Here is a 24,887-nt window from a genome sequence, read left to right as displayed (position 1 = left end):
ACCCAACCTCCGGGACGTATCGCCGTCGTGGTTTAAACCCCGTGGTTAGCTGTCAGTCTTCCTCGAAGTCCGGCTCACGGAAGTCGTCGTCCGTGTCCAGCGGGACCACTCGTTCCTCTTCGTCCAGGGCATCGTCCTCCACATCCCATTCCTCCACAGGTACGTCCTCGGCGAAATCATAGGCGGGATCGGATTCGACAGTCGGCCTGACGGGCTGGTTGTTGGGAACTGGTTCAGTGGAATCCATAGTGCAACCTCCGTGTAGTAGGACATCGGTCAATAGGACTGTAAAAACATCACAACACCGACGGCACAAGGGGGTCAATAGCGGGAGGAAGCCCACCAACACGGCCAGGTCCGTGCCGTGATTTTGAGGCATTCCTAAACTTCACCCTAAGGATTACCGGCCGAAAATCCGCGGAAATGCGGGGTACGCTGGAGAGGCAATGAGGCCGAACCATGCCTCGTCAAGCCCAGGAGCCTTCGTGTCTCAGCACGCTAAATCTGATCACCCCACCGATCCACTGCCCTCAGCGGCCGGAACCCCCAGCCCCGCCGATCTCAAACGGTGGCGGCAGTACCTCGCCGACGAGCGGGCCGAGGCCGCCGTTTACCGTGACCTCGCCCAAAACCGCAGCGGTGAAGAACGGTCCATCCTGCTGGCTCTCGCGGAAGCTGAAGGCCGCCACGAAGCACATTGGCTCAGACTGCTCGGCGGCCATGCAGGCAAACCCCGGCCGGCATCATTCCGGAGCCAGATCCTCGGATTCCTGGCCAGGCATTTCGGCTCAGTGTTCGTCCTTGCCCTCGCCCAGCGTGCTGAAGGCCGTTCTCCGTATGCCGAGGATCCCTCCGCCACTGCTGCCATGGCAGCGGATGAACAGATCCACGAAGAAGTAGTTCGGGGCCTTGCCACGCGTGGACGAAACCGGCTGGCCGGCACCTTCAGGGCAGCAGTCTTTGGGGCAAATGACGGGCTGGTCAGCAACCTTTCCCTGGTCATGGGTATGGCTGCCTCGGGCGTGGGCAGCCAGGTGGTGCTGCTCAGCGGCGTTGCCGGATTGCTTGCGGGGGCACTCTCCATGGGGGCGGGCGAGTTTATTTCAGTGCGGTCCCAACGGGAACTCCTCGCAGCCACCCGGCCCACCCAGATCACCCTGGCCGCCGCCCCGTCGCTCGACATCGAACACAACGAACTCCTGCTGGTGTACCTGGCCCGGGGAATGTCCCGTGAGGCTGCCGAACACAGAGTCAAGGAACGCATGGGCATGCTGTCGTGTGATTGCGATCCGAGCCTGTCGCTCCATCCTGAGAGCGGCGAGGCCCCAGATCAGCATGAAGCCGTAGGCACGGCCTGGAGTGCAGCCGCTTCGAGCTTCTGCTTCTTCGCCTCCGGGGCCGTGGTGCCCATCCTGCCGTTCGTGTTTGGCCTGACAGGTGTGGCTGCCCTTGTGGCGGCCTGCATGCTGGTGGGCCTGGCGCTGCTGGTGACAGGCGGCATCGTGGGCCTCCTCTCGGGCACCTCCCCTGCGTCCCGAGGACTGCGCCAGTTGGCCATCGGCCTTGGTGCAGCCGCCGTCACTTACCTCCTGGGCCTGGCCTTCGGCGCGGCAGTGACCTAAGGCGGCGACGTAATGGACGGACCTTCGAACGGGGACAATCTCCGGCGCATGACACATCACCCACCGCCTAAGCACCGGAGTCCCCTCCGGAAGGCCGGGCACTGGCTCCGGAACGTTCTGGTCACTATGCTGATCGCCGCGACGGCGTTTCTGGTGGCCGGGCTGGTTTACGACGATCCCCGGGTGACGGGACTGTTGGGCATGGATTCCGGGACGCACTCTCGGTCTGAGCCCATTTCTACGGCACCCGTGCAACAGACCGAAGCTGCGGGAGTAGCCAGGCCGGCCGACACGCCTCCTCCAGGGCTCGAGGAAAGTGACGCGCCCCTGGGTGTCCCGGAATTGCAGTCCGTTACCAGCGAGTCCTACAAGTTCCTGGTTCTGAACGACGACGGCAGCCCGGTGGGCTATTCGCCTTGCCGGCCGCTGCATTACGTTGTGAATGAAACCCTTGCTCCTGAGGGCGCCGCCCACCTCGTTCATGACGCCATCCGCACCATAGGCTTGGCAACAGGAATCACCTTCATCCATGACGGCGAAACGGCCGAAGAACCTTCGGGTGAACGTGACCCGTATCAGCCTGCCGCCTATGGAGACCGCTGGGCCCCCTTGCTGATTTCCTGGACAACACCGGAAGCCGCTCCCAAGCTCAAAGGCCAAGTGATCGGGACGGGTGGAAGCACACACTACAGCTTCAACGGCGGCCCGAAATCATTTGTCACGGGCAGTCTGGAACTGGATGCTCCCCAGATTGACCTTGAGTTGGAACGCCCGGACGGTGCCCAGTACGCGACGGCCGTTATTCTCCATGAACTCGGGCACGTGATGGGACTGGAACACGTGGATGACCCTGTCCAGCTGATGTATCCGGAGATCGGCACTCCTGACGGGCTTGCGGCGGGAGACCTGAGCGGCCTGAGGGAACTGGGTCAGACGCAGTGCCGCAAGGACCTGTAGACGCCGGGTCCCGCTGGGCCTAGGCTGACTCCAACCATCAGTTCCGGCCACCTCCGTCAGCCGCCCAGAAGGCAGGGGGTCCTCAAAAATTCACACACCATCCGGGCCGTCAGACCCTTCCGCTCAACACTTGCGCCAACCGGCAACGCACTGGGGAACCCGGCTGGTCGCCTTCTTTGCCGCAACGGTTATGTTCATTGCCGTCGGCGTGTTTCTCTACGGCGATTTCAGGCCCCTGACATTGCTCGGGCTGGATTCCGGTTCTTCCGGCTGGGCCCCGATGGTGGGCCAGCGCAGTGCACCAACGCCAGGCCGGGACGAAGGTCCCGAGCCGTTGGGAGCCCCTGCACCTTTGACCGAGCTCAGCAGTTCCTACGTTTTCCTCCATTCCAACAAAGGCATGCCCGTGAGCTACTCCCCGTGCCGGCCCATCCACTATGTGGTAAATGCCGAAGCGGCGCCACCGGGCTCAAGCGCTCTGGTTGAGGCCGCGGTACGGCGGATCAGCGAGGCCTCCGGCTTCCGTTTTGTTTTTGACGGGCACGTGGATGAGCGGCCAGCAATGGACCGTTCAAGCTTCCAGCCCGACCGCTATGGGAACATGTGGGCGCCCGTCCTCATTTCGTGGACGGATCCTGAAACAGTTCCCCAACTCAGCGGGGACACGGTGGGGATCGGCGGCAGCACCCGAGTGAAGCATTCGTCCGGGCACGTGGGCTACGTCAGCGGGCAGGTCTCGCTTGATGCTCCACAAGTTCGAAAAATCATCAGGACCACGGCTGGAAGTGCACGGGCTATCGCCATCATCCTCCACGAACTCGCTCACGTCCTGGGCCTCGGGCACGTTCCCGACCCTTCCCAACTGATGTTCGAGCACGGAACACCGCTGAGGGACTTCGGGCCGGGTGACCTGACCGGGCTGGCCAGGCTTGCGGAGGCACCCTGCACCAGAATGCTGTGAGCACTGATTTAGGGCCCTGTTCCGGTGTCAGTAAGCCTCCAGGATCTGAAGTGCTTCCTCCACTGTGTCCACCAGATGCACTTTGGCAGCCATCTCTCGGCCCTCAGCCAGGCCGGCCAGCAACTGCCAGGCGGGATACCGTTCCTGCCAATGCGCCCGGCCCACCAGAATCATGGGCTTGATGGTCTCGGGCGCCCCATAGTAGTTCTCACACGCATCCTGGAAAATCTCCTGGACTGTACCGGCGGACCCGGGCAGGAACACGATGCCGCCGTCGCACAACTCAAGGAGGATCGCCTCCCGGATCGCGTTCGCGAAGTACTTGGCAATATGGGTGGCGAAGTAGTTGGGCGGCTCGTGGCCGTAGAACCAGGTGGGAATCCCCAAAGACGGCGTCCCGTCCGGATGGCGTTCGACGACGGCCGCCGCCACCCGCGCCCAGGCGGAGACCGAGGGCCGGTATCCGGGAACGACCGCCATGCTGGCAAGCTCCTTACCGAAGGTTGCTTCCGGAATGTCGCTGAGATAGGCCCCCATGTTGGCTGCCTCCATGGCGCCCGGGCCGCCCCCGGTGGCTACGATGTGACCGCTGCGGGCGAGTAGGCGTCCGAGCGTTCCCGCCGCCGCGAATTCAGGTGTTCCACGCTGGGCGGCGTGCCCTCCCATCACCCGACGGTCACTTGGCCTGCGCTCGTACCATTGCGCCGGAACGCTTCGAGGGCCTCCCCGATTGAGTGGTCATGAAGGGCTGCAGCGAGCGTGGCATCGATCCGGCGGCGCCTTGGCTGGATGCTCCACTGATACCCATGGAACGGGCGCCGGTAACTAGCCTGTCGAAGCGTTCCAGGCTGTCAACGTCCAGCGTCCGCGGGCTCGGATTCAAGCTGCCGTGGGCGTCCATGGAGCCAGCCTAGCGTGCCGGGAGGTCCGGGTGCCCAGACCTCTAGCGGTCCACTTCCTGCGCCACCGTAACCGGCATCCCCGATTCAAGGGAGGCCTGGGCAGCATCGGCTACCCGTGAAGCAGCAACGGCGTCCTCAGGAGTGCAGGGGTTCTCCCGCTTGCCCAGGATGACCTCCACAAAGGCAGCCAACTCGGAGCGATAAGCCTGATGGAACCTCTCGGCGAAGGTTTTGTGCGGTGTTCCCGATGGGAAGGTGATCCCCGGCTCCGCGGATGCCAGCGCTGCCTGGCCATCCAGGCCAACCATGACTGATCGCGCGGAGCCCTGAATCTCCAGGCGGACATCATGGCCGGCCCCGTTGTAGCGTGAGGCAGACACCGTTCCTACCGTGCCGTCGTCGAACGTCACCAAAGCGAGAGCTGTGTCCACGTCCCCCACCGCGCCGATGGCGGGGTCGCCGTTGTTCGATCCCTTGGCATACACCTCGACGATTTCCCTGCCCGTCAACCAGCGGAGAATGTCGAAGTCGTGGACTGAGCAGTCCCTGAAAAGCCCGCCGGAAGTGGCCAGGAACTCCACGGGTGGCGGGCTCATGTCGCACGTGACTGCCCGCAAGGAGTGGATCCAGCCCAGTTCCCCTGCTGTGAATGCACGTTTCGCTTCGACGTATCCGGCGTCGAACCGGCGCTGGTGCCCGATCTGGACGACTCCCCGATTCTGCCTGATGTGCTCCAGCACCGGCACTGAGTCCGGAACGTTCATGGCCACCGGCTTCTCGCAAAACACAGGTATTCCAGCCTCCACCCCGGCCCGGATGAGGCCGGGGTGCGTGGCAGTACCGGTAGCTATGACCAAGCCGTGAATTCCCGAATCAAGGAGCTCTTGGACGGTGGGTACGAACCCGGCACCCAGTCCGGCCGCCACTGACCTGGCATGGTCGGCGGCGACATCCGTGACCTTCAGCCGCACCTCAACTCCGGCAACAGGACCGTCGGATCCCTCGTTCAGGGACGCGATGTTGTTGGCATGCATCACGCCAATGCGCCCCACCCCAACGAGTCCTAACGTAATGCTCTTCATCCTGCTCCTGCGGGTCTGTCCGGGGTTCTAGTGCGGGTCCGGTCTGCGAGGCCGGTCTTTAGTTGGTCAGCAAGGCTATCGCGACGTTCCCGCGACTTCAGCCTGGACTTCCTTTACCACATCGCTGTGGCCGCCGAGCTGTTCCAGCTCGTGGGCAAGCTCGGCGAGTTCGGCGCCGCCAGCCATTTGCGCCGTCAGCTCATCGAGAGTGATGTCTTTCTTGTCGTAGTAGCCGATTGATTTGCCGCGTTTGAGCAGCAGGAACCGGTCACCGACGGGGAAGGCGTGGTGCGGGTTGTGCGTGATGAAGATGACGCCCAGGCCCCGGTCCCTTGCCTGCAGGATGTAGCGCAGCACCACGCCGGACTGCTTGACGCCGAGAGCGGCGGTAGGCTCGTCCAGGATCAGGACCTTCGCGCCGAAGTACACCGCCCGGGCGATCGCGACACACTGGCGTTCACCGCCGGATAGCTGGCCGATGGGCTGTTCCACGTCGCGCAGGTCGATGCCCATCTCCGCGAGTTCCTTCTTGGTGATGTCCTTCATCTTCTGGACGTCCAGGCTCTTGAACGGACCGAAGCCGGAAGTCAGCTCCGAGCCGAGGAAAAAGTTGCGCCAGATGGGCATCAGCGGAACCACTGCGAGGTCCTGGTAAACCGTGGCGATGCCAGCGTCCAGTGCATCCCGGGGTGAATCGAATTTCCGTTCCTCGCCCATGATGTGAAGTACGCCTTCATCGTGCTGGTGGAGGCCCGCGATGATCTTGATCAGGGTGGACTTGCCCGCACCGTTGTCCCCGAGCACACAGGTGACGCGGCCGTTGTCCACTGCCATGGTGACGTCACGGAGGGCCACGATGTTGCCGTAGTGCTTTCCGACGTTCTCCAGGGAGAGCAGGTGCACCGGGGTGTGGGTCAGCGGGTCCTTCTCGTCCTTGAGCAGTTGCTGCTGGTCGATCTGCTTGGCGTTCATGATGAAAACCCCTCTACTTAAGTTCCGCGCGGCGCTTGACGATCAGGTTGACGATGGTGGCGAGCAGCAGCATGAGCCCGAGGAAGAACTTGAACCAGTCCGGGTTCCACTGCGCGTACACAATGCCCTTGTTGGCCATCCCGAAGATGAAGGCACCGATAGCGCCGCCTACCGCTGAACCGTAACCGCCGGTCAAGAGACAGCCGCCGATCACCGCAGCGATGATGTAGAGGAACTCGTTGCCGACCCCCTCCCCTGACTGCACTGAGTCGAAGGCGAACAGGTTGTGCATGCCAAGGATCCAGCCGCAGAAGCCAACTGCCATGAAGAGGCCGATCTTGGTGCCCTTAACCGGTACACCCACCGCGCGTGCAGCGTTGGCGTCGCCGCCCACAGCGAAGATCCAGTTGCCCACCTTGGTGCGCAGCAAAACCCACGAGGCAACGGCCACAAGGGCAATCCAGATGAACACAGTGATCTTGACGTCTACGCTGCCGATCGTGACGGAGGAGGCGAAGATGGCCTGGGCGGACTTGAACCCGTCCATGTTGGAGATTGACGGCGACGAAACTGAGCCGCCGATGAGGCGGGTCAGGCCCAGATTCAGGCCGGTCAGCATCAGGAACGTGGCCAGGGTGACGATGAAGCTGGGGAGCTTGGTCCTCATCAGGATCCAGCCGTTGACATAACCGATGCCCACGGACACCACCAGGGCAAGGATAACGCCCACCCAGACGTTCGTGGAGAAGTACCAGCTGAACATTGAAGCTGTCAGGGCCGAGCTGATGACGGCCACACCGGTGGAGAGATCAAACTCCCCGCCGATCATCAGCAGGGATACACCCACGGCCATGATGCCAATGGTCGAACTGCCGTAGAGGACAGTGGCTATGGCGTTCGGCTGCAGGAACGTCTGGGAAACGAGGGCAAAAAAGACAAACAGTACGACGGCGCCAACCAGCGCGCCCACTTCGGGCCGCCCCAGCAGATTCTGGAGAGGATTGCGGACGGCCACGCGTTCATCGACGGCAGGCGGTCGGATCAAAGTCTGAGTCATGATAGTTCTCCTTAGTGCCTGGCCCGGGAGCTCCCGGGCCAGGCTGGAAGGCTTGATCTAGCGGATGCCTGCTTCGGCGAACTTAAGGGCGTCTGTTGCTGCAGCCTTATCGATGATGGCCGGTCCGGTCAGCACAGGCTGTCCGCCGCCGATTTTGAATCCGCCGCGCTTGTTCTGCCAGAGGGAATCGATGGCGCCGTACCCTTGGAGCCACGGCTGCTGATCCACAGTGAACTCGATCTCGCCGTCGGCGATCTTCTTGGCAAGTTCCGCGTTCAGGTCGAACGAGGCAACCTTGGCCTTGCTGCCCGCCGAGGAAATGGCCTTCAGAATGGTCAGGGTGTAGGGAGCTCCCAGTCCAATAACGACGTCGGCATCAGCTGTGGCCTGAAGCTTGGCCGTGACAGTGGAGGAAACCTGGGTCATGTCAGTTCCGGTCACGTACAGGATTTCAGTACCGGGCACCTTGGCTTTCACACCGGCGCAGCGGGCCTCAAGTCCAACGTGTCCCTGCTCCTGGATCACGCAAACGGGGTGCTTCAGGCCAAGGGAACTCAGCTTGGTTCCAACGGCTTCGCCAGCCAGTTTCTCGTTCGAGCCGAAGTGGGTGAAGGCACCCAGCTGTGCGGAGACTGATTCACCGGCGTTCAGGCTGACAATGGGAATGCCTGCATCTGCGGCCTTCTTCAAGGCGTCCTTCAGGGCATCCGGCTTGGCCAGGGTCACTGCAATACCGTCAACCTTCTGGTCCACGGCCTGCTCAATCAGCTGCGCCTGCCGGCCACCCTCAGGATCCGAGGTATAGAGGAGCTCCACATTGTCCTTTGCAGAGGCTTCCTCGGCACCCTTCCGGACGATGTCCCAGAACGTATCCCCTGGCGCGGCGTGGGTGATCAAGGCAATCTTGATCCTGTCCGTGGAAGCCACTTGACCGGCTGCCGCGGCATCCCCTGAATCGGAGGGCTTGCCTCCCGTGCTCGAGCAGGCACTTACGGCCAATAATGGAACAACGGCCGCCGCCAGGACAGCCTTCCGCCACGAAAATCTCTTCACGTTTGATCTCCTTTGCTCGGCTTCGCCCTCAGCTCCGTTGCCTCAGCCCGCTAGCCGTCTGTAGTTGATCTTGGTGAGTGACAGCAACAAAGTCAATAGTTTGTCCTGACATTAGGATGTTTTTACGAAGTAAAGCGCTTTCCCTTGCAGTTATTACCCTCACCACATGCGCTCCCTGCTATTATTCAGAAAAGGCAGTATGTCCTATCAAGCGAACATGCAACCTGACAGGGGTGGCCGCCTGAAGGCAGGTACGCCGCAGCAAAAGGGAGCGCTCATATGGCGAAGCAGCTAAACCTCAGTATCGACCGCTCATCCCCGGTGCCGCTTTACCACCAGGTGGTCCAAGGCATCGAGTCAGCAATCCATTCCGGGCTGTTGGAGCCCGGCAGCAGGCTTGAAAACGAAATTGACCTGGCTGCCCAGCTAAACCTTTCCCGGCCCACCATGCGCAAAGCCATGGATGAACTGGTCCGCTCAGGCCTGCTGGTCCGCAAGCGCGGAGTGGGGACCCAGGTGGTGTCCAGCCAGGTCCGCCGCCCCCTTGAACTGTCCAGCCTTTACGACGACCTCAGAAACAACGGCAGCAAGCCCACAACAGATGTCCTGATGTTCGCTCATATCGAAGCGGATGCTCCGACCAGGGAAGCGCTGCACTTGCCTGCCGGGGCCATGGTCTACCACTTCACGAGGCTCCGGAAGGTAGGTGGTAAGCCGCTTGCATTGATGGAGAACTGGGTCCGCGACGATATCACCACCATCACTGAGGACCTCCTGAGGGATCAGGGCCTGTACGCCATTCTGCGCAACGCCGGCGTTAATTTCCGCCTTGCAACACAGCGCATCGGGGCGCTGGTGGCCAACGATTACCAGGCTCCCCTGCTCGAAACACAGGTGGGCTCAGCACTTGTGAGCATGGAGCGCACCGCCGTGGATGACACCGGCCGCAATGTTGAGACGGGTCATCACGTTTATCGGGCAGATTCCTACAGTTTTGAAATGACCCTCGTCCAGCGCTGAGCGAGGACTGACACGAACCGGAGAGTTTACTTATGGCCGAATGGGTGTACCCACTGGGAACCGCTGCTGAAGGTGAGTGGGACGTCTCGCTCGGAACCTCGGACTCATCCCTCGCGGTTGAAGGATGGGAACATACGGGGCTGAAGGTGGCCACCCTGGCCGCCGGCGCCGCCGTCGAGCTTTCCGCAGCGGCGGAGGAGCGGATCGTCATTCCGCTCAGCGGTGCTTTCACTGCTTCCGTAAACGGCAGTAAGTATGAGTTGATCGGCCGGGCGAACGTGTTCAGCGGACCCAGCGACGTACTGTATTCAGGCACCGGCAACGCCGTCACCATCACAACGGCCGACGGCGGGAGGGTGGCAATTGCGACTGCCCCGGCCAAGGTCGAGTACCCGACGAGGCATATTACGGCTGCTGAAATACCGGTTGAAATCCGCGGTGCCGGCAACTGCTCGCGCCAGGTTCATAATTTCGGTACGCCTGCGGCTCTGGAGGCGGACCGTTTCATCGTCTGCGAGGTCATTACGCCCGCAGGCAACTGGTCCTCTTACCCTCCCCACAAGCACGACGAGGAGAAAGACGGCGAAACGCGCCTCGAGGAGATCTACTATTTCGAGACGCAGGTAGCCGCCGGTGGTTCCGGCCGTGGATCTGATCATGCCTACGGCAGTGCCGATGCTTTCGGTTACCAGCGGGTCTATGCTTCGGACGAGCGTCCGATCAACGTCACGGCGGAGGTCCGCACCGGCGACGTCGTCCTGGTCCCTTATGGCTGGCACGGACCTGCCATGGCCGCCCCGGGCTATGACCTGTACTACCTCAACGTCATGGCGGGTCCCGGCCGGGTCCGCGATTGGCTCATCAGCGATGACCCCCACCACGGCTGGATCCGGCAGACCTGGGAGGGCCAGGACGTGGATCCCCGGCTGCCATTCGGAGGTTGAACGGCCCGAACCGCTCCGGGGCTGACCCCTTCAGGGGAAAGCCCGGGAGGTTCCTCAACTCGAGCCGCTGGTGGACACCCTGCCGCGGCTGCACGCCTTGCGTGTAAGGGCTATGCGCTGACCTTTTGCACGTACTGCTTCATAGTTTCCAGCTGGTAGCGGGAAACCTCCTCGGCTGCGTCGTCTTCAGCAAAGACGCTGGAGACCATCACGGTATTGTCCCTGTCCAGGAACCCGATCTCCTTGAGACCGCCAAAGAATTCGTCCCAGTTCACGTCGCCGTCGCCGATTTTCAGGTGCTGGTGTACCCGGACAGGGTTTCCCGGCGGGTTCGTGATGTAGCGCAACCCATGCGAGGCGTGGTGGTCCATGGTGTCCGCGACATGGACCAGGCGCAGCCTGTCCCCTGCTGCGCGCATGATCTCCAGCGGAGCGTCCTTCATGTGGAAGCTGTGCGAAGCGACGTACACCAGGCCCACGTTCTTGGAGTTCAGGCCCCGGATCAGCCGGATGGCGGCGAGACCTTCCTCAACAAAATCGTCCGGATGCGGGTCGATGAGCAGGTCGATGCCTTCGCGTTCGATGATCGGCAGGAGCTCCTCCATGGAACGGTAGAAAGCGCGCTCGGACTCTTCAGCCTTTTCCGGCCGTCCGCTGAACTCAGTGTTGATGGTCCCCACGCCGAGGTCCACCGTGATTTGGATGACGCGCTTCCAGTAGCGGACCGCTGCCTCACGGGCATCTTCATCGGGTCCGGACCAGCGCAGCACCGGAAGGACCGAGGCGATCTCAATCCCGGCGTCCTTGCACGCCGTCCGCATCTGGCCTACCAGCTCGTCGTCGGCCTTGGGGTGGTTGAAGAACGGGATGAAATCGGCGTGCGGTGTCAGCTGCATGTACTGATAGCCGAGGTCGGCCACGAGTCGGGGGAATTCCAGCAGGCTATGGCTGTGATGGAACGGTGTGGGATCAAGGGCGATTTTCAAAGCGGTGGCTCCTGCACGTTCTAGTTGTAGAGTGCCGGCTTCGCGTTCAGCTTGACCGCTACTTTCTCGCCGTTTTTCTGGGCTTCCACGCCGGCTTCACAGCAGGCGGCGGTGGCATATCCGTCCCAGGCGGAGGGGCCGCCGAGTTCACCGCGGCGCGCCGCATCCACCCAGGACTGGATTTCGACGTCGTACGCCGCCACGAAACGCTCTTCGAAGCCGGGGGTCACCTGGCCGCCCCAGCGTCCGGCAGTCCGCGTGTACAGGCCGCGGTCGCCGCCGATGCTGACTATGCCCTCCTCGAAGGTGGCTTGCGTTGCGACTTCATAGCCGAACCGGGCGTTGACGAAGATTTCGACATCGGCGAGGACGCCGGACTCAGTTTCGATCAAAACGTGCTGCGGATCGTGCTGGCCGGCCGGGGCGTTCCTGCTTGCCTTCCCCATGCGGACCTGCACGCTGGTGATTTCCTCGCCCGTAAAGAAGCGGATGGCGTCGAACTCGTGCACCACGGAGTCGTTGATCAGCATCTCGTTGGTGAAGCCCGGCGGGGTGTCCGGGTTACGGTGCTGGTGGTGAAGCATCAGCAGTTCGCCGAGATCGCGGTTGCGGATCATGCTGCCCAGGGCAGCATATTCGGCGTCGTAGCGCCGCATGAATCCGACCTGGATCCGCTTGAGTCCCAGCTCCTGCTCGGCCTCCACCACCCGCCAGGCCGATGCGGCGTCCGGGGTCAGCGGCTTTTCACACAGGATGGGGAAACCCTTGGCCAGCGCTTTGAGCAGGATGTCCTCGTGCAGGAAGCCGGGGGTAGCGATCAGAACGGCATTGACGTCGCCGTTGTTGAGAGCCTCCTCGGCATCTGCCAGCGCCACGGCTCCCGGAATGTCCGCCACAGTGGACTGGGCACGTGCAAGGTCGACGTCGACGACGGCGGCGACTTCAGCTCCGTTGATGCGGCGGTTGAGACGTTGGATATGGTCAGCGCCCATGCGCCCGGCGCCGATGACGGCAACGCGAAGGATTTCAGTCATTTGTTGGTTCCTTTGAGTGAAAGTTGCTAGTTGACTGCGGTGCGTGAGCCGCACGAGAGCAGGTAATTACGCGTGCGCTTGGCGATGGGCATGGGCACGTCGAAGGCCACGGGGTACATGTCCTGTTCCACGATTCCAAAGATCGGCCGGTTCAGAGCCTCGACAGCCTCAATGACTGCGCGGAGATCGGGCAGCCCACCGGGTGGCTCCGTCATCACGCCGGCCAGGTTTGCGGCTGCCCAGGTCATGTTTTCCTCATTCACCCTTTTCAGGATGTCCGGGTTGATCTGCTTCAGGTGCAGGTAGCCGATGCGCTCCGGGTAATTCTTGATAAGTTCCAGGCTGGAAGCACCGCAGTATTCAGCGTGGCCGGTGTCCAGGCACAGGTTGAGGTACTCGCTGTCGGTGGATGCCAGGAGGGTTTCGATGTCCTCCTGCGCTCCGACATGGGAATCAGCGTGCGAGTGGAACTGCTGCTTCAGGCCGAAGTCCTCCAGGAGCGTCTTGCCCAACCGGTTGTGGCCTTCGAAGAGATCGCCCCAGCTTTTGTCCGTCAGCTGTCCGCTTTCCACCGCTTCCCCGGTAACGTCATCGCGCCACATCGCCGGGATCACCACTATGTGCTCACCACCCATTGCGGCAGTGAGCTCGGCAACCTTGCGGGCAGGCTCCCAAGCCGTTTCCCACTGGTCCAGCCCTCGATGGAAGGCGGTGAACACCGTTCCTGCGGTGACTTTCAAGTCCCGCTGCTTCAGTTCTTCGGCGAGGCGGGCAGGGTCTGTCGGCAGGTAGCCGTACGGGCCCAGCTCAATCCATTTGTAGCCGGATTCCGCCACTTCATCCAGGAAGCGTTCCCAGGGAGTCTGCTTGGGGTCATCTGCGAACCAGACACCCCAGGAGTCCGGGGCGGTGCCGATGATCAGCTTGTTATCAGTCATTGCTGTTCCTTTTGCGTCGGTTGCTGAGTTGATGCCCTTTTGGGGGTTCAGAAGGGCATCTGCTCGGCAATCGATGGTGGTTGGGTGCGGTGGGGGTTAGTTGGAGGGGAAGTTGTAGGAGGCGCCGGAGGCGTGGGTGGGTTCTGGCCAGCGGGAGGTGACGACCTTGCCACGGGTGTAGAAGGAGACGCCTTCGGGGCCGTAGATGTGTTTGTCCCCGAAGAGTGAGGCTTTCCACCCGCCGAAGGAGTGGTGCGCGACAGGGACGGGCAGGGGCACGTTGATGCCGATCATGCCCACGTGAACCGAGCGCTGGAACTTCCGGGCGTTCGCCCCCGAGGAGGTGAAGATCGCGGTGCCGTTCCCGTAGGGGTTGGCGTTGATCAGGGCGATCCCTTCGTCCAGGCTGTTGACGCGGACGACGACCAGGACCGGGCCGAAGATCTCCTCCGTGTAAGCGGTCATCTCCGCCTTGACGTGGTCGATCACGGTCGGGCCGACCCAGAACCCGTCCTCGTGCCCGGGAACCACCAGGTCCCGGCCATCCACGACCATCGCTGCCCCGGCCTGTTCGGCTTCGGTGACGATCCGCACGATCCTGTCCCGGGACTCCGGCGTGATCACCGGCCCCATCTCCGCCCCGGGCACCGTCCCGTTGTCCACCTTCACGGCCAGGGCGCGTTCTTCGACCTTTTTGACCAGCAGGTCAGCGGCGTCCCCCACCGCGACCGCGACGGAGATGGCCATGCAGCGTTCCCCGGCGGAACCGAACGCGGCAGCGGCGAGGTGGTCAGCTGCGTTATCCAGATCAGCGTCCGGCAACACGATGGCGTGGTTCTTCGCCCCGCCCAACGCCTGCACCCGCTTACCGTGCTTCGTGGCGGTCTCGTGGACATACTTCGCGATCGGGGTGGACCCGACGAAGGAAATCCCGTCCACATCCGGGTGCGTCAGCAACCCGTCTACGGTTTCCTTCCCGCCATGCAGGACCTGGAACACCCCGTCCGGCAACCCGGCGTCCTTCCACAGCTTCGCGATCAGCATCGACGCCGACGGATCCCGCTCCGAAGGCTTCAAAATGAACGCGTTCCCGGTCGCGATCGCCATCGGGGCCATCCACAACGGCACCATCACCGGGAAATTAAACGGCGTGATCCCCGCGACCACCCCCAACGGCTCCCGGAACGAAAACACATCAATGCCGGTGGACACCTGATCCGAATAATCACCCTTGAGCAGCTCCGGGATCCCGCACGCGAACTCCACCACCTCCAGCCCACGCCCGATCTCCCCCTTCGCATCGGAAAGGACCTTTCCGTGCTCGGCAGTGATCAACGCCGCCAGCTCATCAACATGGGAGGCCACCAGCTCACGGAACCTGAACAACACCCCCGTACGCTTCGCCAGCGAAATATCCCCCCACGAATCCGCCGCAACCCGCGCCGCAGCAACCGCCGCGTCCAAATCGGCACGGTTCGCCAACCGCAGCTCCCCGCTCACAGCACCGGTCGCAGGGTTATAAACAGGCTGGGTGCGGTCACCCATCCCCGGCGTTTCAGCGCCATTGATGAAGTGATTGATGGTGGTGGTGCTCTGGTCAGTGATAGCAGTCATGGTGCTCTTCCTTGAGTTCTGGAAAGTTCGAAGGGGGATTCAGCCGAGCAGCTTGCGCTGGCGGGCCTTGTGGTGGGTGTAAGTCTTGAAGGCCTGCCGGGTGGATTCAAGCTCGGAAACCTGGGAGACAGGAACATCCCACCAGGATTCAGAGGCGGGAGCGTCCAGCAGTGGGTCGGATTCCACATGGATCAGGATGGGTCCGCCCTTTTCCGGCGCGGCTTTGGCATCGCGGATGGCCTGTTCAAGTTCGGCGATGACCTTCTCCCCCGGTTCGATCCGGATGACCTTCACACCAAGGCTTTCGGCATTCAGGGCCAGGTCCACCGGGAGTCTGTCGCCGTCGTCGAAGCTGTGCTGTTCCTCATCCAGCGCCCGGTACTGGGTGCCGAACCGCTGGGAACCGAGGGATTCGGACAGTGACCCGATGGAGGCGTAGCCGTGGTTCTGGATCAGGACCACAATCAGCTTGATCCGTTCGGCGACGGCGGTGACCAGCTCGGTGTGCATCATCAGGTAGGATCCGTCCCCCACCATCACCACCACGTCCCGGACGGCTCCCCCCGAAGCGGCTTCGGCCAGCGCCGCACGCTTCACACCAAGGCCCCCGGGAATCTCATAGCCCATGCAGGAGTAGGCATATTCGACGTGGTACCCGAACGGGTCGCGGACACGCCACATCTTGTGCAGGTCCCCCGGGAGGGAACCTGCCGCGCAGATCACCACATCCTGGGCTTCCATGGCCCGGTTGGTGGCGCCGATGATCTCGTTTTGGGCCGGCAGCGGGGTGAAGCGTGTATCAAAGGCTTCGTCGACGGTGGTGTCCCAGCGCTGCTTTTCGGCGGCAATGGACGTTTCCAGGTCCGCGCCGATGCGGAAGCCGCCCAAGGCCTGATTCAGCTTGACAAGCGCCTTACGGGCATCAGCCACGATCGGCAGCGAGGTGCCGTGCTTGTAGGCATCGATGGGTGCCACGTTGATGTTGATGAACTTCACATCCGGGTTCTGGAACGCCGTGCGCGAAGCGGTGGTGAAGTCCTCGTAGCGGGTGCCGATCCCGATGATGACGTCCGCTTCCGCAGCGATGGCGTTGGCCGCCGTCGTGCCCGTGGAACCAATGGCTCCTAATGAAAACGCGTGGTCCCAGGGCAGGACGCCGACGCCGGCCTGCGTGTTGCCAACCGGAATACCCGTCAGCTCAGCGAAAGCAGCGAGTTCCTCGTTGGCGTAGGCGTAGAGCACCCCGCCGCCAGCGATGATCAGCGGACGCTTGGCAGCTTTAATTGCCTCTGCAGCGCGGCGGATATCGTCGTCGTCGGCATCGGGGCGGCGAATGCGCCATTCACGCTCGGCCAGGAACTCCTCCGGGACATCCACGGCCTCTGCCTGGACGTCCTGCGGAAGGGAAATGGTGACAGCGCCGGTCTCGGCCGGGTCGGTAAGGACCCGCAGCCCGTGGTGGAACGCCGAAAACAACTGCTCCGGCCGGGTGACACGGTCAAAGAATTTCGACAACGGCCGGAACGCGTCATTGACCGTGATGTCGTAGGCGTAAGGCTGCTCAAGCTGCTGCAGCACCGGGTCAGCAGCGCGCGTGGCGAACGTGTCGCTTGGCAACAGCAGCACCGGAAGCCGATTGGCGGTGGCAAGAGCTGCGCCTGTGAGCAGGTTCGAAGACCCCGGACCGATCGAAGTGCTGACCGCGAACGTCTGGCGTCGGCGGGTGTGCCGGGCGTAGCCCACGGCCTGGTGCACCTGGGCCTGTTCGTTGCGGCCCTGGTAATACGGCATGATGCGGGGATCCTGCTGCTGGTACTGCTTGAGGGCCTGGCCCACACCGGCAACATTGCCGTGGCCAAAAATTCCGAACGTTCCAGGGATCAGCCGCTCCCGGTAGTCAACACCCCCGACGGAATCAACGGTGTACTGCTTGGAGAGATATTCGACGACGGCCTGCGCCACCGTCATTCTGCGTGTAGCTGTTGCCATATGAGTTACTCCATTACTTCTGCTGGTGTGCCAACGCTGGCATGGCTGAGGCGGCTGTTCCGGAGGAGGGAAGCGGCAGTGGCTACGGCGCCTGCCACGTCCCCGTCCTGGGGGTACAGCAGGGTGCGCCCGACTGTCAGGCCCTGCACGTTTGGCAATGACAACGCAGCCTCCCAGCTGGCGAAGATCTCATCCTGGCTTCCGTCAGGATCGCCACCCAAAAGCACCGTCGGCATAGTGGTGGCGGCCATGACCTGTTCCATGTCGGCCACAACGGGCAGCTTCATCCAGGTATAGGCGCTGGTGGATCCCAGTCCCCCGGCGATGGCCACCGACTTGATAACGGCTTCGGTGGAGAGATCGTTGCGCACCCGGCCATTCTCGCGCAGGGAGAGGAAGGGCTCCACCATGGCGATCAGTTTTCGTTCTGCCAGCGAATCAATGGCCTGGGCTGTTGCTTCGAGAAGCGATACCGTGTCCGGATCATTGAGGCAGATCCGGGTGAGCATCTTGCCGCCGTCTGCGCCCAGTGCCTCAAGGGCCGCTGCGGTGTGGCCGGTGAAGCGGTCGTCGAACTCGTTAACAAGACCAGCCAGACCCCCTCTGTTCATCGAACCGAACATGAGTTTCCCGTCAAGGGCACCCAAGAGGAGGAGATCATCCATCACGTCCGGCGAGGCGAGGATGCCGTCGACGTCGGGGTTGGCGAGGGCTATCTGCAGCCGGTCCAGCAGTTCGCGGCGGTCGGCCATGGCTATTGGATCAGCACCAACGCTCAAGGCGCCCCGTGCTGGATGATCGGCGGCCACAATGAAGTTCTGTTTCCCGTACTTGGGGCCCGGGTGGCGGCGCCTCGTTTTTGCGGCACGCGCTATTGCCTCAGGATCCTCAAGCCGGATGGTGCTCAAGTGCTCATAGCGGCGGGGATCGTCGTTGACCGCCCCGGTGACGTTTCCGGCAGCCACAGTCACAGTGACACTCCTTCTGAGGCGTAGGTGCTCTCTGCGTACTCTGCAGGGATGAGGCGGCCGCGTTCCGACAGCAGAGAGGTCACCTCGGCAGGTGTGGGCATCGCATCTGCGCAGGAGAGGCGGGAAGCCACGATGGCTCCTGCCGCATTGGCGTAGTCCAGGATCTGAGGGAGGGGCCAGCCGGCGAGGAGTCCGTGGCAGAAGGCACCTCCAAAAGAGTCACCGGCCCCCAGGCCATTAACCGTGACAACAGGCACGGGTGCGGACACCACACGTTCAGTCCGTGTCTTGGCCATCACACCCTCCGGGCCGAGTTTCACAACGGCGATTTCGACGCCGGCGGCCAGCAGGCGGTCCGCCTGCTCGTCCGGCGTTCCCTCGCCAACAGCAACCGCGCATTCCTTGTCATTGCCGATGGCTACAGTGACGTGGGGCAGCACCTTGGCAATTTCCGCACGGGCAGTCGCCTCGTCCGGCCAGAACATCGGGCGGTAATCGAGATCAAGGATGGTGTGCTGTCCCGCTTTCAGCCCGGCGCGGGGCCTGGCCCCGTGAGCCCGAAGGTGAGCTTCCCTGCTGGGCTCCTGGCAGAGACCCGTCACGGTGGACCAGAAAATCCCGGCTTCCTGTATGGCGGCGAAGTCCAGCTCATCACCCTTGATCTGCAGGTCCGGTGCGGTTGGAAAGCGGTAAAAATAGAGGGGAAAGTCGTCCGGGGGCTTGATGGCACAGAAGGTTACCGGCGTCGGCCATTCGTTGACGGGGAGGACAAAGGAATCATCAACGTTGAACTTCCGGAGTTCCCTGTGGAGGTAGTTGCCGAAGGCATCGTTGCCGGTCCGCGTGATCACTGCAGTGCGCCGTCCGTGGCGGGCCGCAGCAACGGCAACGTTGGAAGGGGAGCCCCCGAGGTACTTCCCGAAGGACGTCACATCCTCCAGGTCAACGCCAATGTCGTTCGGGTAAATGTCTACGCTGATTCGCCCGATCGTGAGCAGTTCGTGGGTCACGGTAATCGCGGACCTTTCTGGTTTCAACTCTGTACCTCCAGCAGCCAGGGTTCCGGCAATTTCAGCCCCGTCCGAAGCGGAACTACACGCTCTACTTTGCCCTATGTCCAATGTCCTGTCAAAGGTTTGTACTGACATATTTACAACTTGTTTTTTCACAGAAAATGAATGAACGGCCTTGCGGTTCCCCCGTTCTTTGCATACGCTTAATCAACCTCAACGTTGATAAAACGATTAGTTGATTACGCTTCGGAAGGAGCGAACGGAAGGAGGTGGGAAACCGGAATGGACGGCGACGACGCACTCCTCAACTCGGCATTCCTCGCCTTGGCTGATCCGGTGCGCCGCCGCATCATTTCCCGGCTCAGCCGGGGGCCTGCCACGGTCAACGAACTGGCCGAACCATTTGAGATCACCAAGCAGGCAATCTCCAAACACATCCAGGTTCTCGAACAGGCGCAGCTGGTCACCCGGACCCGTGATGCCCAGCGCCGGCCCGTGCACCTGAATCCCGCACAGCTTGAGGCCCTTACCGCATGGATTGACCAGTACCGCCTGGTCCGGGAAGGGCAGTTCCGAAACCTCGATGCCGTGCTCCGCTCCAATGCCGCCGAGAGCGGCAACCAGGCAAAGGATTGATCATGAGTAATGCCCTGAAACTCACCGTCCCGGACGGTGTGCCCTTTATCGACTTTGAACGCGAGTTTGATTTCCAGGTGGCCGACGTCTTCCGGGCCCACAGGGACCCTGAGCTAATCGCTCAGTGGCTCGGTCCGCGGGGCACCAGCGTGGAGATTGACCACTACGATTTTCGAAGTGGAGGCAGCTACAAGTACCACCACACCGGGCCTGACGGCGTGAGCTACGCCTTCAGCGGCATCTTCCACACGGTGCGGGCGAACGAGTTCGCCATCCAGACCTTCGAGTTCGACGGGTATCCGGACGTAGTCAGCATCGAGTTCCTCACTTTTGAGGACCTGGTCGGCAACAGGTGCCGGCTGAAGGGCCATTTGGTATATCCCAGCCAGGAGGCCCGTGACGGCGTGGCCGCCTCCGGAATGGAAGGCGGTATGTCCGACGGTTACGAGCGTCTGGATGAACTCCTCGGCAGTTCAGAGGCAGCCGGAAACACCGGTTCAGGGAGGGTTCGGGCATGACCAACCAGCTGAAGCTCACTGTCCCGGAGGACTCCCCGTACGTTGACTATGAGCGCGAGTTCGATTTCCCCGCAGCTGCTGTCTTCCGGGCACATTCCGATCCCAAGATCTTCGTTCAGTGGATCGGGCCACGTGGCTTGAATACCAGGATTGACGCCTTCGACTGCCGGTCCGGAGGAGGCTACCGCTTCATCCAAAGCGGCGATGACGGCATTGAGTACGCCTTCCGGGGTGTCTTCCACACTGTCCGCAAGAATGAGTTCGTACTGCAGACCTTTGAATTCGAGGGCTACCCCGGGGACATCGTGACGCTGGAGTACTCCACCTTCGAGGACCTCCCGGACGGGCGTTCACGGCTCACCGGCCGCTCGCTCTATCCGAGCTTTGAGTCCCGGGAGCGCTATCTCAAGGACGGCATGGAAGCGGGCATCGCCGCAGGCTACGAACAGCTCGACGGGCTCCTGGGCGGATAAGAACCAGGAGTTAAAGCACGACGGCGTCCGTCACCTTCCCATGGAAGGCGGCCGGACGCCGTCGTGTCCCCAGGCGCTCCCACCGCTCGCAAGCTCGCAACGGGTCCCTCGCGCCTGTGGGGCCTGGTTTGAGTGCCTAGAGGGCTGCGTAGACCTCGCGCAACAGCTTGGCGGTTTCGGACGGCGTCTTGCCGACCTTTACGCCTGCGGCCTCAAGGGCTTCCTTCTTGGCCTGGGCGGTTCCGGCTGAGCCGGAGACGATGGCACCTGCGTGGCCCATGGTCTTGCCTTCCGGAGCGGTGAAGCCAGCGACATAGCCGACTACCGGCTTGGTGACGTTGGCCTTGATGAAGTCAGCTGCGCGCTCTTCAGCGTCGCCACCGATTTCGCCGATCATGACGATCGCCTTGGTTTCGGGGTCAGCTTCGAAAGCAGCCAGAGCATCGATGTGGGTGGTGCCGATGACCGGGTCTCCGCCAATGCCGATAGCAGTGGAGAAGCCGAGGTCGCGGAGCTCGTACATCATCTGGTAGGTCAGGGTGCCGGACTTGGACACGAGGCCGATGGGACCCTTGCCCGTGATGTTGGCCGGGGTGATGCCGACGAGAGCCTCACCCGGGGTGATGATGCCGGGGCAGTTCGGGCCGATGATGCGCGTGACCTGGTTTCCTTCGGCGTCAACCTTGGACTGTGCCAGTGCCCAGAACTCGGCGGAGTCCTGTACAGGAACGCCTTCGGTAATGACGACGACGAGGCCGATGCCTGCTTCGATGGCTTCGACGACGGCGTTCTTGGTGAATGCCGGCGGGACGAAGACGATGGAAACGTCAGCGCCGGTCTCGGCCATGGCTTCCTTGACGGTGCCGAACACGGTGATTTCGTTGTCGCCGTGCAGCACGGTGGTGCCGGCCTTACGAGCGTTGACGCCGCCCACGATGTTGGTGCCCGCCTTGAGCATCAGGGCGGTGTGCTTGGTGCCTTCGCCGCCGGTGATGCCCTGGACGATGACCTTGGAGTCCTTGTTCAGATAAATAGACATGTCAGTCCCTTACTTAGCTGCGTAGGCGAGCTCGGCGGCCTTGTCGGCGCCCTCGTCCATGGTGGCGGCCAGCGTAACCAGCGGGTGGTTGGCCTCGGCCAGGATGCGGCGGCCTTCCTCAACGTTGTTGCCGTCAAGGCGGACTACCAGCGGCTTGTTGGCTGAGTGTCCCAGTTCGGCGAGTGCCCCGACGATGCCCTTGGCAACTGCGTCACAGGCTGTAATGCCGCCGAAGACGTTCACGAACACGGACTTGACCTGCTCGTCGCCCAGGATGACGTCGAGGCCTGCAGCCATGACCTCAGCGGAGGCTCCGCCGCCGATGTCCAGGAAGTTGGCGGGCTTGACGTTGCCGTGGTTTTCGCCGGCGTAAGCTACGACGTCCAGAGTGGACATCACCAGGCCTGCACCGTTACCGATGATGCCGACTTGGCCGTCCAGCTTGACGTAGTTCAGGTCCTGCTCTTTGGCCTTCGCCTCGAGGGGATCGGTGTCTTCCTTGTCCTCAAGGAGAGCGTGCTTGGCGTGGCGGAACCCGGCGTTTTCATCCAGGGACACCTTGCCGTCCAAGGCAACGATCTCGCCCGCTCCGGTCTTGACCAGCGGGTTGACCTCCACCAGGGTGGCGTCTTCCTTCTTGAAAACATCCCAGAGCTTCAGGATGACGGCGGCGACTTTGCCGCGCAATTCCTCAGCGAAGCCTGCTGCAGCAACGATTTCATCAGCCTTGGCCTGATCGATTCCGACGGAGGGATCGATGGAGATCTTGGCGAGGGCTTCCGGACGTTCGACGGCGAGCTGCTCGATTTCCATGCCGCCTTCTACCGAGCACATGGCCAGGTAGTTGCGGTTGGCCCGGTCCAGAAGGACGGAGAAGTAGTACTCCTCGGCTATGTCAGCACCCTGGGCGATCATCACCTTGTTGACGGTGTGGCCCTTGATGTCCATGCCCAGGATGTTGGTGGAGTGCTCAAACGCCTCATCGGCGGACTTGGCAACCTTGACGCCGCCGGCCTTACCGCGGCCACCGGCCTTAACCTGTGCTTTAACAACAGTTACGCCGCCGATTTTCTCGGCAGCTGCCTTTGCTTCTTCAGGGGTGTGCGCCACGATGCCAGCAAGCACGGGTACACCGTGCGCCTCGAACATATCGCGCGCCTGATATTCAAACAGGTCCACGGTTTAGTGTCCTTCTACGTCGAAGTAGTTTCTGTACAGCCGGACCCCACGTACTCGCGGTTACCGGGCTGCGGATTGAAAGCACCCTGGGACAAGCTTGGAAACGAGCCACACGGCGCAGTGCTCCTCTCGGAACTCTAGTCCTTCGCGGGGACCAGCCCGTTCCAGAGTACCGGTTAAGTGAGTAAGGACACTATTCTATGGAACGTAGAAAAAGTCCGGGATTACGGGGTTTTTCCGGCTTCGGCGGGGCTTGGTGAAGCTGTTTTACCGCCGTCCAAAATAAGTTCGTAACGGTCCCGTGAAACGAAGAAAGCGACCCCCGCCGAGAGATTACCGCAGGCGACACCGTCGTTGTAGGCAGAGCAGCGCAAACCGTTGCGTTCAATGTTCTGGCCCTCAGCCAGGACTGGAAGCTGCGAAATGGGACCGCTTCGTATGCCCTTGGGGCCGGCTTCGGATTCCAGCTGGGTCACGCCCGAGCGGCACTCGCCGTACACGGCCTTCTCCGGCGTGAGCAAGGCTACCCCGCCGAGGTATCCGACTCCTGTGCCGGCGCAGTCGTCCTTCACGTCAGTTAACTCGGGTTTGGGATAAACAGCCAGTTCGCAGTGGGCTACGGGGACGGTGGGGAACTTATTGTTGGCGCTGTCGCTGTAGCCGTTCTGCTCGTAGGGCAGATTGATGTGTTCCCCCTTCGAGGACGTCAGGGAGCACGCGGCGTTCCTGTCAGGAGTGGTGAAACTGATGACGTCCCCACCCGAGGAAAACGGCGCAGGGTCTGCCAGCGGAGCCTGTTTCAGCTGCTCAAGGGCAGCGAGGGGCGGCGGGGGGACGTAGTTCGGATCCTTCGCCTGAAAGCTGCAGCCGGTGGCAGCCAAGAGCAGGAAGGCGGCCAGTATCCCCAAAAACGTCCGTCGCATGGCTCCCATTATGCCTGTGAGCAGACTGTGCCTGTTGATGGAGAGAGGACTAGGCGTGCGGTGAACTGGCCTTGCCGGCTGAGCGGACAACTTCTTCGATGACCTCTACAGCCCCACCAGCCCCGTCCTCTGCCTCGAACTGCTCCTGAATGGCGCGGGCACGGGACTTCCACCCCGAGTCGATGAGTATGGCATCTACCGCTTTTGCTATCGCCGACGGAGTGGGAGACTCAGTCTTCAGGTTGATACCCGCCCCCGCGTACTCCAACCTCGCGTTGACGTCGCTCTTGCCCTCGTTGATCCCGGCAGCCACCACCGGCACACCATGGGACAGACTCAGCAGCACTCCCCCAAAGCCCCCATTGGTGATAAAGACGTCAGCTAACGGAAAGATCTGGTCGAAATCAACGAAGTCTTCCACCACCACATTGTTCAGCGGATAGCGTTGCCTGAGCTCCGCTGTTCCCACGCCTCCGGTGGCCACAACAATCAGGACGTCCCGGTCCTTCAGCGCCTCTATCGCAGGAATCATCAGCTTATTGGGGTCCTTGTTGTCCACGGTTCCCTGCGTTACCACGGCGGTATGGGCGTAGCGCCCAGCGGGGATGGTTGCTTCGGAACCATCCCCCGCCACCCGGTAGGGCAGAAGCGCACCGACGTACCGGACTTTGGGATTGACGTTTCTGCGGGGGAAATCAAGGGAAGCAGTTCCGGTTTGAATCACGGCATCAGACCATCGGTATGTCTCGTCGGCTAAAAGTCCTTTACGGCTTGAGAGCCCGTAGTGTTTCAGCTGCCGGACATAACTTATCCACGCGGGCCGGAGGACGATTTGGGTTGACGCGAGTCTTGCGGCGGCCTGGAGCATCTTCTGGGGAAGTGTTTTTGCGGGTGAGAAGCCGAAAAACAGAGGGGGGACGAGTGGGTCGCTTTCCATGTTTCCCACCGCGACGAAGCTGACGACAGGCTTGCCCAGCAAGGTGCCGACGAGCCGCTGGATGAAC

The 24,887-nt window shown here is 62.1% G+C and carries 24 protein-coding genes and 1 pseudogene; 8 read left to right on the top strand and 17 right to left on the bottom strand.

From position 1 onward, the window contains the following. Positions 1 to 52 precede the first annotated feature (52 nt). Positions 53 to 247 (bottom strand): hypothetical protein, encoded by a 195-nt coding sequence (locus RIN13_RS07190; RefSeq protein WP_309106647.1) that lies wholly within the window; start codon positions 245 to 247, stop codon positions 53 to 55. Positions 248 to 485: 238 nt separating this feature from the next. Between RIN13_RS07190 and RIN13_RS07185 the strand changes: the two genes are divergently transcribed. The 3 genes from RIN13_RS07185 to RIN13_RS07175 all read left to right on the top strand — a co-directional run bounded on the left by RIN13_RS07185 (position 486) and on the right by RIN13_RS07175 (position 3,540). Further along, positions 486 to 1,622 (top strand): VIT1/CCC1 transporter family protein, encoded by a 1,137-nt coding sequence (locus RIN13_RS07185; protein ID WP_309106646.1) that lies wholly within the window; start codon positions 486 to 488, stop codon positions 1,620 to 1,622. 48 nt (positions 1,623 to 1,670) lie between these two features. Beyond that, a complete protein-coding gene (locus RIN13_RS07180; protein ID WP_309106645.1) occupies positions 1,671 to 2,579 on the top strand; it encodes a matrixin family metalloprotease in 909 nt (302 codons plus the stop codon). A 130-nt stretch (positions 2,580 to 2,709) separates the two neighbouring features. Further along, complete coding sequence (locus RIN13_RS07175; RefSeq protein ID WP_309106644.1) at positions 2,710 to 3,540, top strand: peptidase M10A and M12B matrixin and adamalysin; 831 nt, start codon at positions 2,710 to 2,712, stop codon at positions 3,538 to 3,540. Between the two features lie 27 nt (positions 3,541 to 3,567). Here RIN13_RS07175 and RIN13_RS07170 read toward each other — a convergent pair. From RIN13_RS07170 to RIN13_RS07150, 5 genes and pseudogenes are all read right to left on the bottom strand, one after another. Then, positions 3,568 to 4,343: pseudogene (locus RIN13_RS07170) on the bottom strand (LOG family protein); the annotation flags it as partial. Between the two features lie 140 nt (positions 4,344 to 4,483). Continuing rightward, positions 4,484 to 5,524, bottom strand: a complete 1,041-nt coding sequence (locus tag RIN13_RS07165; protein ID WP_309106642.1) for a Gfo/Idh/MocA family oxidoreductase — start codon at positions 5,522 to 5,524, stop codon at positions 4,484 to 4,486. Between the two features lie 75 nt (positions 5,525 to 5,599). Continuing rightward, positions 5,600 to 6,496: an ATP-binding cassette domain-containing protein gene (locus tag RIN13_RS07160; protein WP_309106641.1), complete on the bottom strand. Its 897-nt coding sequence runs from the start codon at positions 6,494 to 6,496 to the stop codon at positions 5,600 to 5,602. Between the two features lie 13 nt (positions 6,497 to 6,509). After that, the gene (locus RIN13_RS07155) at positions 6,510 to 7,553 is read right to left on the bottom strand and encodes an ABC transporter permease (protein ID WP_309106640.1); all 1,044 of its coding nucleotides are present in this window, start codon (positions 7,551 to 7,553) and stop codon (positions 6,510 to 6,512) included. Positions 7,554 to 7,610: 57 nt separating this feature from the next. Continuing rightward, positions 7,611 to 8,606: a substrate-binding domain-containing protein gene (locus RIN13_RS07150; RefSeq protein ID WP_309106639.1), complete on the bottom strand. Its 996-nt coding sequence runs from the start codon at positions 8,604 to 8,606 to the stop codon at positions 7,611 to 7,613. A 279-nt stretch (positions 8,607 to 8,885) separates the two neighbouring features. On the opposite strand from RIN13_RS07150, the gene RIN13_RS07145 reads away from it, so the two are divergent. Then, positions 8,886 to 9,626 carry a GntR family transcriptional regulator gene (locus tag RIN13_RS07145; protein WP_309106638.1) on the top strand — a complete coding sequence of 247 codons (741 nt, stop codon included), beginning with the start codon at positions 8,886 to 8,888 and terminating at the stop codon, positions 9,624 to 9,626. Positions 9,627 to 9,658: 32 nt separating this feature from the next. Continuing rightward, positions 9,659 to 10,570: a 5-deoxy-glucuronate isomerase gene (gene iolB / locus RIN13_RS07140; protein WP_309106637.1), complete on the top strand. Its 912-nt coding sequence runs from the start codon at positions 9,659 to 9,661 to the stop codon at positions 10,568 to 10,570. Positions 10,571 to 10,680: 110 nt separating this feature from the next. Here iolB and RIN13_RS07135 read toward each other — a convergent pair whose 3' ends face one another. The 7 genes from RIN13_RS07135 to iolC all read right to left on the bottom strand — a co-directional run bounded on the left by RIN13_RS07135 (position 10,681) and on the right by iolC (position 19,112). Further along, positions 10,681 to 11,556: a sugar phosphate isomerase/epimerase family protein gene (locus RIN13_RS07135; protein ID WP_309106636.1), complete on the bottom strand. Its 876-nt coding sequence runs from the start codon at positions 11,554 to 11,556 to the stop codon at positions 10,681 to 10,683. A gap of 20 nt (positions 11,557 to 11,576) precedes the next feature. After that, positions 11,577 to 12,590, bottom strand: coding sequence for a Gfo/Idh/MocA family oxidoreductase (locus RIN13_RS07130; protein ID WP_309106635.1), 1,014 nt, complete (start codon positions 12,588 to 12,590; stop codon positions 11,577 to 11,579). A gap of 26 nt (positions 12,591 to 12,616) precedes the next feature. Beyond that, positions 12,617 to 13,528: a sugar phosphate isomerase/epimerase gene (locus tag RIN13_RS07125; RefSeq protein ID WP_309106634.1), complete on the bottom strand. Its 912-nt coding sequence runs from the start codon at positions 13,526 to 13,528 to the stop codon at positions 12,617 to 12,619. Between the two features lie 96 nt (positions 13,529 to 13,624). Next, positions 13,625 to 15,142, bottom strand: coding sequence for a CoA-acylating methylmalonate-semialdehyde dehydrogenase (locus tag RIN13_RS07120; protein WP_309106633.1), 1,518 nt, complete (start codon positions 15,140 to 15,142; stop codon positions 13,625 to 13,627). A 39-nt stretch (positions 15,143 to 15,181) separates the two neighbouring features. Continuing rightward, on the bottom strand, positions 15,182 to 17,131 hold the full coding sequence (gene iolD, locus RIN13_RS07115) for a 3D-(3,5/4)-trihydroxycyclohexane-1,2-dione acylhydrolase (decyclizing) (protein WP_309106632.1): 1,950 nt from the start codon (positions 17,129 to 17,131) through the stop codon (positions 15,182 to 15,184). Between the two features lie 5 nt (positions 17,132 to 17,136). Then, a complete protein-coding gene (locus RIN13_RS07110) occupies positions 17,137 to 18,102 on the bottom strand; it encodes a deoxyribose-phosphate aldolase (protein WP_309106631.1) in 966 nt (321 codons plus the stop codon). Further along, positions 18,099 to 19,112, bottom strand: coding sequence for a 5-dehydro-2-deoxygluconokinase (gene iolC / locus RIN13_RS07105; RefSeq protein ID WP_309106630.1), 1,014 nt, complete (start codon positions 19,110 to 19,112; stop codon positions 18,099 to 18,101). Before iolC ends, RIN13_RS07110 begins: the two co-directional genes overlap by 4 nt. Positions 19,113 to 19,397: 285 nt before the next feature. Here iolC and RIN13_RS07100 point away from each other — a divergent pair, with 285 nt between their 5' ends. From RIN13_RS07100 to RIN13_RS07090, 3 genes are read left to right on the top strand one after another with little or no spacing between them, the layout of a single operon-like run. Beyond that, positions 19,398 to 19,751, top strand: a complete 354-nt coding sequence (locus RIN13_RS07100; RefSeq protein ID WP_309106629.1) for a metalloregulator ArsR/SmtB family transcription factor — start codon at positions 19,398 to 19,400, stop codon at positions 19,749 to 19,751. A gap of 2 nt (positions 19,752 to 19,753) precedes the next feature. Beyond that, a complete protein-coding gene (locus tag RIN13_RS07095) occupies positions 19,754 to 20,269 on the top strand; it encodes an SRPBCC family protein (RefSeq protein ID WP_309106628.1) in 516 nt (171 codons plus the stop codon). After that, a complete protein-coding gene (locus tag RIN13_RS07090) occupies positions 20,266 to 20,742 on the top strand; it encodes an SRPBCC family protein (RefSeq protein ID WP_309106627.1) in 477 nt (158 codons plus the stop codon). The genes RIN13_RS07095 and RIN13_RS07090 overlap by 4 nt, the downstream gene beginning before the upstream one ends. A gap of 136 nt (positions 20,743 to 20,878) precedes the next feature. On the opposite strand, the gene sucD is transcribed toward RIN13_RS07090, so the two are convergent. From sucD to RIN13_RS07070, 4 genes are all read right to left on the bottom strand, one after another. Further along, positions 20,879 to 21,781 (bottom strand): succinate--CoA ligase subunit alpha, encoded by a 903-nt coding sequence (sucD, locus tag RIN13_RS07085; protein ID WP_309106626.1) that lies wholly within the window; start codon positions 21,779 to 21,781, stop codon positions 20,879 to 20,881. 9 nt (positions 21,782 to 21,790) lie between these two features. Continuing rightward, a complete protein-coding gene (gene sucC, locus RIN13_RS07080; RefSeq protein WP_309106625.1) occupies positions 21,791 to 22,960 on the bottom strand; it encodes an ADP-forming succinate--CoA ligase subunit beta in 1,170 nt (389 codons plus the stop codon). A gap of 224 nt (positions 22,961 to 23,184) precedes the next feature. Beyond that, complete coding sequence (locus RIN13_RS07075; protein ID WP_309106624.1) at positions 23,185 to 23,892, bottom strand: hypothetical protein; 708 nt, start codon at positions 23,890 to 23,892, stop codon at positions 23,185 to 23,187. A 40-nt stretch (positions 23,893 to 23,932) separates the two neighbouring features. Next, positions 23,933 to 24,887: nucleotide disphospho-sugar-binding domain-containing protein (locus RIN13_RS07070; RefSeq protein ID WP_309106623.1), on the bottom strand; the 955-nt coding region annotated here is incomplete at its 5' end.

It is taken from the genome of Arthrobacter sp., assembly GCF_031179985.1.
Taxonomy (GTDB): domain Bacteria; phylum Actinomycetota; class Actinomycetes; order Actinomycetales; family Micrococcaceae; genus Arthrobacter.
The sequence above is the reverse complement of the archived record's forward strand: the minus strand, read 5'-3'. Positions and strand labels throughout refer to the sequence as shown.

Bases quoted from the DNA above. Each gene is read 5' to 3' on its own strand.
- RIN13_RS07190 (WP_309106647.1), bottom strand. From the start codon at position 247: ATGGATTCCACTGAACCAGTTCCCAACAACCAGCCCGTCAGGCCGACT.
- RIN13_RS07180 (WP_309106645.1), top strand. From the start codon at position 1,671: ATGACACATCACCCACCGCCTAAGCACCGGAGTCCCCTCCGGAAGGCC.
- RIN13_RS07165 (WP_309106642.1), bottom strand. From the start codon at position 5,524: ATGAAGAGCATTACGTTAGGACTCGTTGGGGTGGGGCGCATTGGCGTG.
- RIN13_RS07160 (WP_309106641.1), bottom strand. From the start codon at position 6,496: ATGAACGCCAAGCAGATCGACCAGCAGCAACTGCTCAAGGACGAGAAG.
- RIN13_RS07155 (WP_309106640.1), bottom strand. From the start codon at position 7,553: ATGACTCAGACTTTGATCCGACCGCCTGCCGTCGATGAACGCGTGGCC.
- RIN13_RS07145 (WP_309106638.1), top strand. From the start codon at position 8,886: ATGGCGAAGCAGCTAAACCTCAGTATCGACCGCTCATCCCCGGTGCCG.
- iolB (WP_309106637.1), top strand. From the start codon at position 9,659: ATGGCCGAATGGGTGTACCCACTGGGAACCGCTGCTGAAGGTGAGTGG.
- RIN13_RS07130 (WP_309106635.1), bottom strand. From the start codon at position 12,590: ATGACTGAAATCCTTCGCGTTGCCGTCATCGGCGCCGGGCGCATGGGC.
- RIN13_RS07125 (WP_309106634.1), bottom strand. From the start codon at position 13,528: ATGACTGATAACAAGCTGATCATCGGCACCGCCCCGGACTCCTGGGGT.
- RIN13_RS07120 (WP_309106633.1), bottom strand. From the start codon at position 15,142: ATGACTGCTATCACTGACCAGAGCACCACCACCATCAATCACTTCATC.
- iolD (WP_309106632.1), bottom strand. From the start codon at position 17,131: ATGGCAACAGCTACACGCAGAATGACGGTGGCGCAGGCCGTCGTCGAA.
- RIN13_RS07100 (WP_309106629.1), top strand. From the start codon at position 19,398: ATGGACGGCGACGACGCACTCCTCAACTCGGCATTCCTCGCCTTGGCT.
- RIN13_RS07095 (WP_309106628.1), top strand. From the start codon at position 19,754: ATGAGTAATGCCCTGAAACTCACCGTCCCGGACGGTGTGCCCTTTATC.
- RIN13_RS07090 (WP_309106627.1), top strand. From the start codon at position 20,266: ATGACCAACCAGCTGAAGCTCACTGTCCCGGAGGACTCCCCGTACGTT.
- sucD (WP_309106626.1), bottom strand. From the start codon at position 21,781: ATGTCTATTTATCTGAACAAGGACTCCAAGGTCATCGTCCAGGGCATC.
- RIN13_RS07075 (WP_309106624.1), bottom strand. From the start codon at position 23,892: ATGGGAGCCATGCGACGGACGTTTTTGGGGATACTGGCCGCCTTCCTG.